The sequence below is a fragment of the Streptococcus sp. 27098_8_69 genome (genome assembly GCF_041432445.1).
In the GTDB taxonomy this organism is placed as follows: domain Bacteria; phylum Bacillota; class Bacilli; order Lactobacillales; family Streptococcaceae; genus Streptococcus.
The window spans coordinates 42,555-57,973 of record NZ_JAPVZO010000003.1 but is presented as its reverse complement, the minus strand read 5'-3'; the positions used below and the strand labels follow the sequence as shown (position 1 = coordinate 57,973).

Below are 15,419 nucleotides of genomic sequence, written 5' to 3'. Positions count from 1 at the left end.
AGAAATTTGGTAAACTGTATCTTGTGTGTAATGGACGCACAAAAATACAGTTTATCCGCTGAGGAAGATTCCTCAAGATTGACAAAGATAGGAGAATAAAATGAATCCATTAATCCAAAGCTTGACAGAAGGTCAACTTCGTACTGATATCCCATCATTCCGTCCTGGTGACACTGTTCGTGTACACGCGAAAGTTGTCGAAGGAAACCGTGAACGTATCCAGATTTTTGAAGGTGTTGTTATTGCACGTAAAGGTGCTGGCATCTCAGAAAACTACACAGTTCGTAAAATCTCTAACGGTGTAGGTGTTGAACGTATCTTCCCAATCCACACTCCACGTGTTGAAAAGATCGAAGTTGTTCGTTACGGTAAAGTACGTCGTGCGAAATTGTACTACTTGCGTGCTCTTCAAGGTAAAGCAGCTCGTATCAAAGAAATCCGTCGTTAATTCGACCAAAAAACTCTGCTTATTCGGCAGAGTTTTTCTCTAGCTCCCTTAGTTCAATGGATATAACAACTCCCTCCTAAGGAGTAGTTGCAGGTTCGATTCCTGCAGGGGGCATTTTTACTAATGTAAAGAAAGACAAAGAATATGCAAAGTGTTTATTTAAAGGCAGTCATCACAAATTCATTTTTAAAAATAAATTAGTATTTTTTGTTTTTTTGACCAAATTTTGACCAAATTTTGACCAAAAATTATATTTTGGTCAATGATTATAGAATAAAATGGATCATGAAAATGTCTTTGATTTATAGTAGTGTTAAAAAGGACTTCCTTTATTGGAATGTCCTTATTTTTATTATGGAATTGACAAATGAGGTTAAGGTTTAGTTCTATGAATTAAGAAAACAAGAACAAAGCTTTAATCAGCTTTCAAAAAGATTTGGTATGGATATTTCTGGCTAAGGTATGTGACAAGGTGAATTGATCGTTATGGAACAGAGAGCGTTAAAAAAGGGAAGAATCGATACTATTCCCTGAATTAAAACAAGAAATAATTAACAAAAGCCTATATAATAACAAATATATTAAAAATAAAAAGATTTAGTTCAGTGTAATGCAGAACCAAATCTTATAGATAAATTATTTGTCTAATTTTTTAGGAATTATATCTCTAAACGATATCATTTAACAATTAAATTGTTAAATCTAGCTTAAATCTCTGGTTTAATTTATTTATTGTATCACTGTCATTATATTCCTTAAATATTCTCATAGCTTTAGAACATTCTTTTTTACCTAACTCTATTTGATTAGTTTTTATAAGATAAATACCTCTTAGAAAGAGCAAATAATTCTTTTCAAAATAATATCCTTGTCTAGTAAGTAAATTTTCTAAATCATCTATAAAAAATTGAGCGCTACCTAACAAATTATTTTCTAATAACATTTCTAGGTTAAATAAATATAGAGGAATTACTTTATGTGTTCCGGTATCCGTTTTTAAAAAATGTCGTGTTTTCTTGATTACTATTCTATATAGTAAGCTTATGGTCTTTGTATTCATAAAAAACACCGAATTATAGAAAATCTTTAGTTCATACTCCATCCAAGTATCTACAGAAAGCAGATATTTTATTAATTCATTGCATTTAGATGAATTATAAGGAAGGTTTGCAAGACGGTTGATCTGTTGTTCAGCAATCAATTTTATGTGATAATTGCATATACTTTTTTCATGCTTTTCTTTTAACTCTATTTTCTCCACTAATTCTTGAAGTAAAAATATATCTGAAGACTCTACAGCATGTTCTAATTCATCAAAAAGACATTCTTTTTTGGAATAATAACAATGAACCAATTCTTCAAATTCTGAAAATGATATTCCAAGACGATTTAACAGAATATAAAAATGGTTAATGGATAATTTTGTAACACCATTTTCGAAACGAGAAATAGTTGATTCACTAATTTCATTACATGATAAATCTTTAAGACGAAGGTTTTTTGAAATACGAATATCCTTTAAAACTGCTCCAAAATTTTCCATATTCATCCTCTTCCATTTTTGCAAAAAATAAAACACTTTTTTTAATTTTTGATATTATTATACAAAATTAAAAAAGAAAGGACAATAAATTTATGAAAAAAATTTTATTGTCAACAGTTGCTTTACTAAGCTTAGCAGCCTCCTTGCCAGCAAATAATCCAGTTTATGCTCAAGAATCATCCTCTCAAACGACTTATAGTAAGTCAAGTGGAAGTTGGATAAAATCTGGTAGCCGTTGGTGGTATAAACATTCTGATGGCTCTTATACTACAAATGGATGGGAAAAAATAGGTGGCACCTGGTACTATTTTGATAGTGAAGGTTGGATGAAGACAGACTGGATTAATGAATCTGGAAACTGGTATTATCTAGATGATAGTGGTGCTATGAAAACTGGATGGTGTTGGGTTTCTGGTAGCTGGTATTATTTAAATACTAGTGGTGTCATGCAAACAGGTCTACAGACTATCGAAGGTAAACAATATTACTTATCTAGTAGTGGTGATATGCAAGTTGGTTGGCACAATATCGGAGATGATACCTATTTCTTTGCTAATAGTGGGGAAAATCAAAATATCAATCGTCGGGCTTTAGTTCTTGGTGAAACATCAACGAGAGCAGTACCTATCGAAGATGTTAATGCTATGGAAAAGGTATTTAGTAACCAAAACTTTAGTGAAGTTGTTCGTTTTCCAGATAGAACCAAGTCCGAGATTATTGCAAAAATGCAAGAACTGTTTGAATCTTCTCGCGAAAGTGATGTGAACTATCTTTACTTTACCTGTCATGGAGGAGAAGATGGGACGATATCCATTGGTAGCGGTAAAACATCATTTTCAGGTTGGGAATTGGCATCTATACTGAAACAATACAAAGGTAAGTTTGTTGTTATGTTGGATTGTTGCTATTCAGGAACAATTATAGATGCAGATAAGCCAAACAAAAAGGTTGCCTCCAAGTCTGAAAAAAGATTTGATGAACAAGCATTTTTGGCAGGATTTTCAACAGGAGATATAGCAAGCAAGAATGGCGAAATGCTTGATTCTAAATTCCTCGTACTATGTGCCTCTTGTATGGGTGAAGAATCGTATAGTTTAGTCGGAGTAGGTAGTCTTGCCACCAGATACTGGGCAATGGGTACAGGTTGGGATCCACTTCAAAATAGAATTATTTCGCCTATGGCAGACACGAATACTAACGGAAAAATCACTTTAGAGGAACTGTATCAATACTCTTATCCTCTAGTCCTTCAAGCTGCATCACAAATTCACGAAGAGCAACATGTATCAGTTTATCCAGAAAACAGTCAATTTGTTTTATTCAAAAAATAAGGAGTTCATAAAATGAAAATATCACAAAAAATCACACTATTTAGTTTGTCTTTAGCAGGTTTAGCTATGCTGGCTCTCCCTCAATCTGCCAAAGCTTTTGAACTACAAGAGGTATGGCGTATTAAGGGTGGTGTTCAATATCAAGATGGCAAAATTCTTCGATTTGACAATGGCCATGACATAGATATTAAAGCATTGGATTTGCCAACAACTGAGAAAATCGAGTGGAAAGTTACTTTAGATGGTCAAGACCAGACTGTCAATTTCCTAGCTCAAGAAGTGGATAGATCCAATATTGGTGAAGAAGGACGTTATCTGAATTTCTATGTTCCATATGGCTATAGAGGAGATATCAAGGTAGAGGCCAAGAGCGGAAATGAAGTAAAGACCTGGTCCACTAAAGTGGTTGATGATGTATATCATGACGGTGGAAAGAGAGGCTACTACCATATTAAAGAATCAAATGATCAATACACCTATCTTGATACCAAATGGGACTATCAAACCAAGACTTACACTGCTACCTTACCAGAAACTGTCAATGGTCAAAAAGTCTATGCTTGGGCAGACGAATATGGTGGTATGAAACTTGTACAACCAGGTTCTATCAGTCATTCCTATAAGGGTGAGGGAGCTTTCCGAGAACTTTATCCGATTGTAAAAGCAGAAAGCTGGCTAAAGGTAAAAAATAATCACGGTGAAACCTGGTACTATCAAAAACAAGGTCAACTAGTTAAAGATGCTTGGATCAATGATCAGGGAACATGGTACTTTATGGATGATGAAGGGGTTATGTTTAATCAAACATGGCTATACCAAGGTGGTAGCTGGTATGCCTTTAAATCATCAGGAGCTATGATTTCAGCTGATTGGTTATATGATAATGGCTCTTGGTATTACCTAAAAGACTCAGGTTCAATGGCAACAGGTTGGCTTAAAAATGGTGGCTCTTGGTATTACCTAAACAATTCAGGTTCAATGGCAACAGGTTGGGTAAAAGATAGTGGTAAGTGGTACTATCTGGCTTCATCTGGTAATATGCTTAGCAATACACGCACACCAGATGGCTACTATGTAGATGCCAGTGGCGCTTGGAAATAAATTTTAAACAGAGAAAATGTACTGACCCCAAAAAGTTAGACAATTAATTTATTCAAAGGATTTAGTTCTGTATTGTACAGGACTAAGTCCTTTTAGTTTTACTTTAATTCTTTTATTGTTGTAGTAATCAATATAGTCTACAATAGCTTGTTCCAAGTGCTCAAGTGACTGAAACGTATTCTCATAACCATAAAACATTTCAGACTTAAGAATGCCAAAAAAAGATTCCATCATACCGTTGTCTTGGCTGTTTCCCTTGCGTGACATAGATGCTTGAATTCCCTTACTCTCTAGGAACCGATGATAAGAATCATGTTGGTATTGCCAACCTTGGTCACTATGGAGAATCGTATCCTCGTAGTGTTTCTCTGTGAAGGCCTGTTCCAACATCGTTTTTACTTGTTCTAAGTTGGGTGAAGTTGAAAGATTATAGGCGATAATTTCGCTATTAAATCCATCTAAAACTGGTGATAAGTAAAGCTTTTGAGTATTTGCTGGAATGGCAAATTCTGTCACGTCTGTGTAGCACTTTTCCATTGGTTTGGCTGCTTCAAATTGGCGTTGAATGAGATTATCTGCTTTCTTGCCAACGTCTCCTTTATGAGAAGAATATTTTCGTTTCTGTCGCATTTTAGCTTGTAAATTGAGTACTTTCATCAAGCGTTGAACTCTTTTATGATTGACTACATAACCACGATTTCTTAATTCTAAATGAATTCGACGATATCCGTAATTTCCTTTGTGTTCAGTAAAAATGGATTGAATTTCAGCTTTAAGCTCTTGCTCCTTATCTGGTTTGTCTAGCTGTTTCACGTGATAGTAGTAGGTCGAACGAGCGAGCTTAATAATCTTTAGAAGAATCTCTAACGAAAACTCAGTGATTAATTCTTGAACAATTTCTGTCTTTCTTCTTTCTCTTTTTCCTCCTTCAATCGGAGTTCTCTCAACTTTTTTAGGATTGCATTCTCCGCTCTCAGATATTCATTTTCTTCTTGAAGGCGTTCTAACTCTGTCAATTCCTCATGCTTTTTCTTTGGCTTACGTCCCATTTTAGATGGTCTCCCTCTTGTTTTCTCAACAATAGTATACCCGTTTTTCTTGTATTGTGCTAGCCAATTAAGAAGTATCGTACGACTTGGGAGGCCGTATTCAAGTGAAACTCTATCTTTAGTCCAGCCTTCATGTAAGACTTTATTAATCATTTCTTGTTTTAAATCAGGAGAATAGTAACGATTTTTTCCTTTTTTGACGAACTCTATTCCGTAACGATCAATCAATTTAATCATGTACCTAATATTAGAATTGTTTATCCCAAATTTATTTGAAAGCTTCTCTAAGCTATATCCTTGTTTTCTAAGTTCATAGATCTGAACTTTATCATCATAAGTTAATTTCATAATAAAAATACCCCAAAAGTTAGATTTTTTCTGTCTAACTTTTGGGGTGCAGTTCAAAATCTACTGAGAAGGTAGATTTTCTTTTTTAGTTAATGAATATAGAATAAAGTAGATTAGAAATTTGGAGTTTTTTTCTCTATTGCTAACAATCTGCTTACAAAGATTAAACTTATTGTGACCCTTACTAGTAAGTGAAATGCTAGGTAAAGAGTCTTAAAAATAAGAAAAAGGCATAGTATCAGATGTTGAAAATAACTTGATACTATGCCTTTTATTGTGGGAAGAATTACTTCATTTTATCCAGGAATCGTTTTTTGACAAAACTTTTTTTGTTTTATTTGAGGATGTTTTAAGATTGTATTTTAGAAAAACAATTACAGAAGTGCTTAATACGGAATATAGTATAAATGCTGGTTCAAAGTGAAGTTTTGTATGCTTTTGGTGAGTATAAAATCTATTAATTAAGGTTGAACTACAAAAATTAATTTTATATGAAGTGAACTGTAGACTTTGAGGATGTCTCTTACTCGCTTTCAGAATGAATCGCTGATATAGGATTAAAAGAACTAAGTATTTCTTTTTGTTTTGAATGGGATACGTGAGTATAGATTTGTGTGACTGATATAGAACTGTGTCCAAGAATTTGTTGAATGTATCGAATATCTACATCATTATCCAGAAGCATTGTTGCAAAGCTATGTCTAAACATATGTGGTGTAATAGTTCTAGATAAGTTATTTTGTTCAACGATTCTCTTTAAAATTAAACGTACACTTTGCTCTGACAATGGTTTTGGCGAATGTTTCCCTGGGAATAGAAAACCATTGGATTCCTTCCCTATTTTATTTATATATATTTCTAATAAATTAATTGTTGTTTGATCTCCTAAAAATATGATACGTTCTTTCTTCCCCTTTCCTATAATATGGAGTGTCTTATTGGAAAGATTAATATCTTTGAGATGAATGTGACAAAGTTCAGAAATTCTGATACCCGTCGAAAGTAAAAGAGAAATGATTAGTAGATTTCTTTCAGCTTTTTGTTTTTGAAAGTCAGTTTTAGAAATAACTACTCTCTGCTCTAAATATAAAAAAATATTTTTCAAAATATTATACGGAATCGTTTTAGGCAATATTTTTTCAGTTCTAAATTGAAAGCGCAATTGATTGAAGGGATTCTCTTCAATTATGTTCTGGTATTTTAGATAATTATAAAACACCTTCATACAAGCAATTTTTCTTCTTAGTGTATTCGTTTTTATGTTAGATTGTGTCAAGTGTTCGATATAGGATTCGACATTATCATAGTTTGAGTTATAAAATTGCATAAGATCATTTTTATAAGCTCGAATCGTATGTGAACTCAAACGTTTATGAGTTTTGCAATAATCTAAGTAAGTAGAAATAAGTTTATAATCCATGAAAATCTCCTTCATCAATAATCATGCTATTATAAACTTATTTGGGTGCTTTGTATAGTGATAATAAATAGTTATCGGTAGGAGAATGAAAAATGAGCAATCAATATCTTGAAAATAATTACAAAATTAAGTTAATTGAGTCATCATCCGATATTGACTATATTGATTCTGTTAAGATTTATTCAAGAGTTACTCCTTCAGACATTAGAACAAACACAAATGAGCTAACATATTGGTTAGATAATAAAACTGTAGAATTTGAGAGCTACTTTTTTTCTCTCTTCCTAAATGATACAAATATTGGCTTAGCAATGTGTACATACTTAAAGTCCACTAAAACAGTCGTAATTGAGTATATAGCTGTTGAAGATGCATACAGAAAAAATAATACTTACCTTAGCTATTTAAATGAACTTAGAATGTTTATATCAAGCTTATTAGAGGTCACATATTTCATTTGTGAAATCAGTAATAAGAATAACGGAGTTGAAGTTGACGATGAGAGTAAAATATTTAAAACTATTCTATCAATAGAGAATTTTTTCACTATAGATGCTGATTACCATACACCACCTTTAGGGATTAATAATGAGTTCAGCAGCTTCGAAGCTAAATTAATGATTAATTCAAATACTAACATAAAGACGATTCCCAAAGAGACTTATATTAGAATTATCCAATCTTTATATTTTGAATACTATATAAATTGGTATACACCGTTTTTTAGTGAAAGTGAAAGACTTCAATACAATAAGCAAATCCAAAATACTTTTGCTAGTATTCAAAATAAACTTGAAGAGTTGCCTGAACCATTGCAGTTTATTGAAGTTCATAAAGATAAAATCAAAAGTGCAGGTAGCGTTGAAAAGCTACCTGCACCTAAAAAGAAACTAAACCATAGTTTAACATCTATGTTTATATCAATATTCGTCTTTCCAATTGTTATCATTATATATTATAAAGTATTTAATTATTTTGGAATTGATACAACTACAAGCTTTACCCCAATAATTGGTGGAATTTCTAGCATAATCGTTAGCATACTCCCGTTCTTACTAAAAAAAGATACTGTCTAGTGAATTTTAGTACATTTCAAAATTATATTACTAGAACAGTTCCGGATTCCTGGAAAAAATTTAAAAATCTTATCTAGTCTAGTGAACTTTGCTGCAAAATCGTAGTTATTTGTTATTCTCAGAATGATAGAACTTATTATATGAAATTGCTGTTTTTTATTAATTTGAAATCCTTGTGATTTCAATAAATTTTCAATATATTTTATAGAAAAAATCCAATTACGATGTCTAGTCTTTAAGTAATCCGTTTCAATTATAGAGACGGATTTTTTATATTTATTACTTCCAAAATACTCGAAACTATTGCTAGGTTCAAATTCTAAATATAAAGTACCATCAACTTTTAACACACGCTCAAATTCACTAATCACTTTGCTGGCATCACAATAATTTATCACCGAACCTACACAGATAATATGGTCAAAGTACTTATCGTTAACAGGAATGTTCTCTACATTCCCAATAATTTTGTTAGAGACTGCACTTAATGTTTTTTCAGCAATATCCATATGGATTGTGTATCCTGATAAACCGTATGTATTCCCCCCAGATCCGGCATTCAGAATAATTTCATCATTAGTAAAAGTACAGTTTTTCTTTAAAAATAAATCAATTGACTTATTCGTATATCTATACCAATTGTTATACCAGATAACTTCATGTTCATTATAAAACTTTTCTATTTCAACTAAATCTACTTTAGTATTCACTGTAACTCTCCTACCGATAACTATTTATTATCATTAGTATACCATAAATTCATCTTTAGTAGATTGATTTGTATAATGATTTTTTTAGTTAAATTTAAATAGCAAACTATGATATTGGTCAACGAGAGCTTAAAACACGATTTTTAAATTATATCTAATACTTTTGATTTAATTACAAACTTGAAACAATGGGGTATTAGTATAGGTTGAAGGAAATAAGTACAAATTTATTAGAAAATCAAGATTTCATAGAATTAGCACGAAAAATTTCAATTTTAGAATTGTATTCTCTAATGATTTTGAATCGGTCTTTTTTATTATATGGCTTTCAGTTCGTCTCGCTCCGTTAGGTGCGAGACAAATAAACCACCCGCTATGCGGGTGCGCGTCGAAGGTTATACCAAAAAAACTCCGAACGCGATACAATAAAGGTGTTCAAGCCAATTGTAAAGCGAAAGGAGAAAAATATGGCACAAAAGGCTCATAGTTTATCACACACAAAGTGGCACTGTAAGTATCACATTGTGTTCACCCCTAAGTATAGACGAAAAATCATCTATAATCAATATCGAAGTAGTTTAGGCGAGATATTTCATCGATTGTGTAGTTATAAAGGAGTTGAAATTATTGAAGGACACTTGATGCCAGACCATGTACATATGTTAGTAAGTATTGCACCGAGGATAAGTGTTTCGAGTTTCATGGGTTATTTAAAAGGAAAAAGTGCGCTCATGATGTTTGACAAACACGCCAATCTCAAATACAAGTTTGGGAATCGGCATTTCTGGGCGGAAGGATATTATGTGAGTACGGTTGGACTCAATGAAGCCACAATTAAGAAATATATTCAAGAACAGGAAAAGCATGATATAGCACTAGATAAATTAAGTGTAAAAGAATATGAGGATCCCTTTAGGGATAGTGGTAAGTAATACCAAAGCCTCTTTGAGAGGCAAGTGACGAGTCAAGAGCAATAAGGCTTGAACAAAGTGAAAACCAGCGTCTTTAGGCGCTGGCTGGTAATTTGGGCTTATAGCCCTGCTACAAACCACCCGTTAGACGGGTGGTCATGATTTTATTAAAAGTAAGAGAGTTACTTTTTCAGTGGGCTCGAGGTTTTCAGGTGCCTTTTAAGAATTAGAAGAGGCCTTTGACCTTATCAACAAGATTACTGATCCCTTCTGTTCCTGAAATCAGGCTTTGAGCTTGACTAAGGTATTCACCGAGTTGGTCCTTATTTTCTTCGACAAAGGTTTTTGCGGCAGCCAAATCTTTTTTCTCGATTAGCTCTTTTACTTGATTAAACAAATCTAATGGGTTCATGATGTCCCTCCTTTTCTACATTTCTATTCAATCATTTTTTAGAAAAACTCGCAAGAAACTTGCCCCTTGCAATAAAGTTCATGGATGTCAAATGCTGTAAATTTTGATATAATTTTTAATGATGAATTTTAGAAATGATCGGTACGTTGTCGTGGATTTAGAGGCGACCAGTACCGGAAGCAAGGCAAAAATTATCCAAGTAGGAATCGTGGTCATTGAAAATAGCGAGATTGTTGACCAATTTGCAACGGATGTCAATCCCCATGAACCCTTGGATTCTCATATCAAAGAATTAACGGGCTTGACCGACCAGCGACTAGCAGAGGCACCAGAGTTTTCTCAGGTGGCTGGAAAAATTTTTGACTTGGTCAAGGACGGTGTTTTTGTTGCGCACAATGTCCAGTTCGATGCTAATTTGTTGGCAGAATTTCTCTTTTTTGAAGGTTATGAATTGCGCACTCCCCGTATCGATACAGTGGAATTGGCTCAAGTCTTTTATCCTCAGCTTGAAAAGTATAACCTGGGGATTCTCTGTCAAGAGTTGGGTATTTCACTAGAAAAAGCCCATACGGCCCTATCAGATGCCCAAGCAACAGCAGAGCTCTTTCTCTGTATGCGACAAAAAATGTTTCAACTGCCAAAAGGCTTATTGGAACGCTTGTTAAGTTTGTCAGATGGTTTATTATATGAGTCTTATCTGGTCATTGAGGAAGTTTATCAGAAGCAGTCCATCCTTGTAGAACATGACTTAGTTGAGGTGCAGGGTCTGTTTTTGAAAAAGGAAAAACCAGCCCTTTCTCCACGCAAACTCTCAAAAGATTTCCAGACCAATATTGCCTTGTTGGGGTTGGAGGAGAGAAACTTGCAAGAACGCTTCGCCCAGAAGGTTCAAACTTTTCTACAGAATGAGAATCTTGCCTTTGTGCAAGCTCAGACTGGAATTGGAAAAACCTACGGCTATCTCCTGCCAGCCTTATCACTAGAAAACGAAAAAGGAATCCTCCTCAGTGTTCCTACTAAAGTTCTACAAAATCAAGTGATGCAAGAAGAGGCTCGTAGATTGGAAGAGGTCTTTCACCTTTCGATTCATAGTCTGAAAGGACCACAAAATTACTTAAAACTAGATGCCTTTCATGTAGCGCTAGAGGAAGAAGAGTCCAATCGCTTGTACACACGTTTCAAGATGCAACTTCTAGTTTGGTTGACTGAAACAGAAACGGGGGACCTAGATGAGATTGGCCAGCTTTACCGTTACCAGCAATTTTTGCCAAACTTGGTACATGATGGGAAACTTCCCAAAGCTTCTCTCTTTTGGTTGGAGGATTTTTGGAGACGGGGGCAGAAAAAAGCTCGCTCTTGCCAGCTACTTGTGACCAATCATGCTTATCTCGTTACCCGACTTGAGGACGATCCCAGTCTACTAGAGGGCCGTCTCTTGATCTTGGATGAGGCCCAGAAGATCTTATTAACTTTGGAAAATCTTTCGCAGAAGAGTTTCGTTTTAAACGACATAGTAGACCAACTAGATCAAGCCTTAGTTCGAGAAAAAGGGACGCTTCAGAGACGCTTGATGGAGAGTATTCGCTTTGAGCTTTGTCACTTGATGGACCAGTTCCTATCTGGCAAACGAAGAATGTGCCCGACGACTACAATAGCACAACTCCAGCAGGATTTCTCTGAGCTAGACGTTCAAGCTTTCCAGGACTATCAGCGATTTTTCTGCACTGATGGAGAATTTTGGCTATCAGCCTCAGACTTGTCTAGCAAGAAGGTTGTCATTTCTTCCAGTCGCAATCAACGTCTGCTCTTTTCGGAGATCTTTCCAGAAAGCTGTCAGCTCTTAGCTGTCTCTGCAACCTTGGAAATTAGTAGCAGGGTATCTTTACCAGAACTAATGGGATTTCCTCATGCAGCTTTTGACAAATTGGATGAGAATTTTCAAGAAAATCAAGAAATCTTGGTTGTTAAGGATTTTCCATTGGTGACAGAAACCTCTCAAGAAGACTATGCTCAGGCTCTCGTAGAAGTACTGGAAGATTTGTCCTATCTTGAAGAACCCATGCTCGTTTTATTCACTTCAAAAGACCTTTTGTTGCAGGTATCAGATACTCTATCTCTTTCTCATCTAGCCCAGTATAAGAACGGAGATCCTGCTCAACTCAAGAAACGATTTGAAAGAGGAGACTCTCAACTCTTACTAGGGGCAGGAAGTTTTTGGGAGGGAGTTGATTTTGCAACTCACCCTCGAGTAATTGAAGTGGTGACACGCTTGCCCTTCCAAAATCCAGAAGATCCCTTTACGAAAAAAATGAATCAGGAACTTCGCATTGAAGGGAAAAATCCTTTCTATGACTATCAACTGCCGATGGCTATCATTCGCCTTAAACAAGCGATTGGTAGAACCATGCGTCGTCTTGGACAGCGCTCATCTGTCCTTATCTTGGATAGCCGAATGACAAGCAAACGATATGGAAAGCAGATTAGCAAGGCTTTGTCACAGACTAGTCGAGTGAGAGAAGTTGGCAAAGAGCAAGTATTCTCAAAAGTTCAAGAATTTTTACACAAAAAACAAAATAAACATCTGAAAGAATGAAGGAGACCTTTATGAAACGTTCTCTCGACTCTCGAGTCGATTATAGTTTGATTTTACCAGTATTCTGTTTGCTGGTGACTGGAGTGGTAGCTATTTACATTGCTGTCAGTCATGACTATCCACATAATATTTGGCCTATTCTCGGTCAGCAACTAGCTTGGATCGTATTGGGAATTGTTATCAGCTTTGTAGTCATGTTCTTTAATACAAAATTTTTATGGCAGGCGACTCCCTATCTCTACGCCCTAGGTCTAGTCCTTATGGTTTTACCCTTGATTTTTTACAATCCCAATTTAGTGGCAGCAACAGGGGCTAAAAACTGGGTGTCAATTGGAGGAGTGACACTTTTCCAACCTTCCGAATTCATGAAAATTTCCTATATTTTGATCTTGGCTCGGGTTGTTGTTCAATTCACACAGAAACACAAGGAAAGTGAACGAACGATTCCTTTAGATTTCCTCTTGATACTGTGGATGATTATCTTCACGCTGCCAGTCTTAGGTTTACTGGCCCTGCAGAGTGACTTAGGAACGGCCTTGGTCTTTGTCGCAATCTTTGCGGGACTGGTCTTGCTTTCTGGGGTATCATGGAAAATCATCATTCCAATTTTTGTAACAGCTGTATCGGGAATTGCAGGATTTTTGGCAATTTTCATCACAAAAGATGGGCGTGCTTTCATACATCAAATCGGGATGCCAACCTATCAGATTAACCGTATCCTTGCCTGGCTCAATCCCTTTGATTATGCACAAACGACCACCTATCAACAGGCGCAAGGGCAAATCGCCATCGGTAGTGGAGGTCTGTTTGGTCAAGGATTTAATGTATCCAATCTCCTCATTCCCGTTCGTGAGAGTGATATGATTTTTACAGTCATTGCAGAAGATTTTGGTTTTATCGGCTCTGTCCTTGTAATTACACTTTATCTCCTACTTATCTATCGAATGTTAAAAATCACTCTGAAGTCTAATAATCAATTTTATACCTACATTTCAACTGGATTTATTATGATGCTCTTGTTCCATATCTTTGAAAATATCGGTGCAGTGACAGGTCTCCTTCCTCTGACGGGGATTCCTCTACCATTTATTTCCCAAGGGGGATCAGCCATTATCAGTAATCTGATTGGTGTTGGATTGCTTCTATCGATGAGTTATCAAACGCATCTAGCTGATGAAAAGAGCGGTAAGACAAGATTTAAACGGAAGAAAGTTGTTTTGAAAAAAGTTAAATAAGGAGTAAATCATGGCTAAAGTTGCAGTTATCTTAGCAGATGGCTTTGAAGAAATCGAAGCCCTAACAGTTGTGGACGTATTACGTCGTGCCAATATTACTTGTCATATGGTTGGTTTTGAAGCCCGAGTGACGGGATCACATGCCATCCAAGTACAAGCAGATCGTGTGTTTGATGGTGATTTATCTGACTACGACATGATTGTCCTACCAGGAGGTATGCCAGGTTCAGCTCACTTGCGTGATAATGAGCAATTGATTGCTGAACTTCAAAAATTTGAGCAAGTTGGTAAAAAAGTAGCAGCCATTTGTGCAGCACCAATTGTACTGAATCGAGCTGGTCTCCTCAAGGATAAAGAGTTCACCTGCTATGATGGTGTTCAAGAGCAAATTGCTGCTGGTCACTATCGTAAGGAAACAGTAGTTGTTGATGGTCAACTGACTACCAGTCGCGGTCCAGCAACTGCCCTAGCCTTTGCTTATAACTTAGTAGAACAACTTGGTGGAGATGCAACTGCTTTGAGAGAAGCCATGCTCTATCGTGATGTGTTTGGATTAGATTAACTAAAACGAGAGGAATCTATCAATGAGGGGATTCTTCTCGTTTTTTACTGTTAAAATAGAAGGAAATCGTCGCTTTTTTGATGAAAAAATGTTATAATGAAGGGTATGAAATATCACGATTACATATGGGATTTAGGTGGAACTTTACTTGATAATTATGAGACTTCGACCGCGGCTTTTGTGGAAACATTAGCTCAATTTGGAATTGAAGAAGAACATGATAAAGTTTACAATGCCTTGAAAGTGTCAACTGCTTTTGCGATTGACCAATTTGCCCCAACAATAGAGCATTTTTTAGAAAAATATAAGGAAAACGAAGCGCGAGAGCTTGAACATCCTGCCTTGTTTGAGGGAGTACCTGCTTTATTGGAGGAAATCTCAGACCAGGGAGGACGGAACTTTTTGGTTTCGCATCGCAATGACCAAGTTTTGGATATCCTTGAAAAGACGGGTATTGCTGACTATTTTACAGAAGTAGTAACAGCTAGCTCTGGCTTTAAGCGAAAACCAAATCCAGAGTCTATGATCTATTTGCGAGATAAGTATAAGATTAGTTCTGGTATCGTGATTGGTGACCGTCCTATCGATATTGAAGCTGGACAAGCAGCAGGCTTAGCGACGCATCTATTTGAAAATATCGTGACATTGAGACAAGTATTAGAAATGTAAGAAAAAGGGAA

14 protein-coding genes, 1 tRNA gene and 1 pseudogene are annotated in these 15,419 nt (G+C 35.5%); 11 read left to right on the top strand and 5 right to left on the bottom strand.

All coding sequences use genetic code 11. From position 1 onward, the window contains the following. The first annotated feature begins 100 nt into the window (after positions 1-100). The 3 genes and pseudogenes from rplS to O3658_RS02170 form a co-directional block, all read left to right on the top strand. The gene (gene rplS / locus O3658_RS02180; protein ID WP_001068669.1) at positions 101-448 is read left to right on the top strand and encodes a 50S ribosomal protein L19; all 348 of its coding nucleotides are present in this window, start codon (positions 101-103) and stop codon (positions 446-448) included. A 42-nt stretch (positions 449-490) separates the two neighbouring features. Next, positions 491-562 (top strand) — tRNA-Arg (locus O3658_RS02175). Between the two features lie 273 nt (positions 563-835). Further along, positions 836-1,016: pseudogene (locus O3658_RS02170) on the top strand (IS3 family transposase); the annotation flags it as partial. A 120-nt stretch (positions 1,017-1,136) separates the two neighbouring features. Here O3658_RS02170 and O3658_RS02165 read toward each other — a convergent pair. Further along, positions 1,137-1,991 carry a helix-turn-helix domain-containing protein gene (locus tag O3658_RS02165; protein ID WP_371559113.1) on the bottom strand — a complete coding sequence of 285 codons (855 nt, stop codon included), beginning with the start codon at positions 1,989-1,991 and terminating at the stop codon, positions 1,137-1,139. Positions 1,992-2,083: 92 nt separating this feature from the next. Here O3658_RS02165 and O3658_RS02160 point away from each other — a divergent pair, with 92 nt between their 5' ends. Both O3658_RS02160 and O3658_RS02155 read left to right on the top strand, forming a co-directional pair. Further along, positions 2,084-3,322, top strand: coding sequence for a caspase family protein (locus O3658_RS02160; protein WP_371559112.1), 1,239 nt, complete (start codon positions 2,084-2,086; stop codon positions 3,320-3,322). A gap of 12 nt (positions 3,323-3,334) precedes the next feature. Then, on the top strand, positions 3,335-4,423 hold the full coding sequence (locus O3658_RS02155; RefSeq protein WP_371559111.1) for an N-acetylmuramoyl-L-alanine amidase family protein: 1,089 nt from the start codon (positions 3,335-3,337) through the stop codon (positions 4,421-4,423). Between the two features lie 48 nt (positions 4,424-4,471). On the opposite strand, the gene O3658_RS02150 is transcribed toward O3658_RS02155, so the two are convergent. After that, a protein-coding gene (locus O3658_RS02150) for an IS3 family transposase (protein ID WP_371559110.1) occupies positions 4,472-5,820 on the bottom strand; the annotation gives its coding sequence in 2 pieces (ribosomal slippage) (positions 4,472-5,379 and positions 5,379-5,820; 1,350 coding nt in all). Between the two features lie 523 nt (positions 5,821-6,343). Next, positions 6,344-7,240, bottom strand: a complete 897-nt coding sequence (locus O3658_RS02145) for a tyrosine-type recombinase/integrase (protein ID WP_371559109.1) — start codon at positions 7,238-7,240, stop codon at positions 6,344-6,346. A gap of 92 nt (positions 7,241-7,332) precedes the next feature. On the opposite strand from O3658_RS02145, the gene O3658_RS02140 reads away from it, so the two are divergent. Next, the gene (locus O3658_RS02140) at positions 7,333-8,316 is read left to right on the top strand and encodes a hypothetical protein (RefSeq protein WP_371559108.1); all 984 of its coding nucleotides are present in this window, start codon (positions 7,333-7,335) and stop codon (positions 8,314-8,316) included. Here the strand turns inward: O3658_RS02140 and O3658_RS02135 are convergent. Then, positions 8,313-9,026 carry a methyltransferase domain-containing protein gene (locus O3658_RS02135; protein ID WP_371559107.1) on the bottom strand — a complete coding sequence of 238 codons (714 nt, stop codon included), beginning with the start codon at positions 9,024-9,026 and terminating at the stop codon, positions 8,313-8,315. The two genes, O3658_RS02140 and O3658_RS02135, sit on opposite strands and share 4 nt — an antisense overlap. 467 nt (positions 9,027-9,493) lie before the next feature. On the opposite strand from O3658_RS02135, the gene tnpA reads away from it, so the two are divergent. Then, complete coding sequence (tnpA, locus tag O3658_RS02130) at positions 9,494-9,958, top strand: IS200/IS605 family transposase (RefSeq protein WP_371559106.1); 465 nt, start codon at positions 9,494-9,496, stop codon at positions 9,956-9,958. Between the two features lie 205 nt (positions 9,959-10,163). On the opposite strand, the gene O3658_RS02125 is transcribed toward tnpA, so the two are convergent. Next, complete coding sequence (locus O3658_RS02125; protein WP_371559105.1) at positions 10,164-10,349, bottom strand: hypothetical protein; 186 nt, start codon at positions 10,347-10,349, stop codon at positions 10,164-10,166. Between the two features lie 118 nt (positions 10,350-10,467). Here O3658_RS02125 and O3658_RS02120 point away from each other — a divergent pair, with 118 nt between their 5' ends. The 4 genes from O3658_RS02120 to O3658_RS02105 all read left to right on the top strand — a co-directional run bounded on the left by O3658_RS02120 (position 10,468) and on the right by O3658_RS02105 (position 15,408). Next, positions 10,468-12,942 (top strand): bifunctional DnaQ family exonuclease/ATP-dependent helicase, encoded by a 2,475-nt coding sequence (locus O3658_RS02120; protein WP_371559104.1) that lies wholly within the window; start codon positions 10,468-10,470, stop codon positions 12,940-12,942. An 11-nt stretch (positions 12,943-12,953) separates the two neighbouring features. Next, positions 12,954-14,177: an FtsW/RodA/SpoVE family cell cycle protein gene (locus O3658_RS02115; RefSeq protein ID WP_371559103.1), complete on the top strand. Its 1,224-nt coding sequence runs from the start codon at positions 12,954-12,956 to the stop codon at positions 14,175-14,177. Positions 14,178-14,187: 10 nt separating this feature from the next. Then, on the top strand, positions 14,188-14,739 hold the full coding sequence (locus tag O3658_RS02110) for a DJ-1 family glyoxalase III (RefSeq protein ID WP_371559102.1): 552 nt from the start codon (positions 14,188-14,190) through the stop codon (positions 14,737-14,739). 105 nt (positions 14,740-14,844) lie between these two features. After that, the gene (locus O3658_RS02105; RefSeq protein WP_371559101.1) at positions 14,845-15,408 is read left to right on the top strand and encodes an HAD family hydrolase; all 564 of its coding nucleotides are present in this window, start codon (positions 14,845-14,847) and stop codon (positions 15,406-15,408) included. The last annotated feature ends 11 nt before the right edge of the window (positions 15,409-15,419 follow it).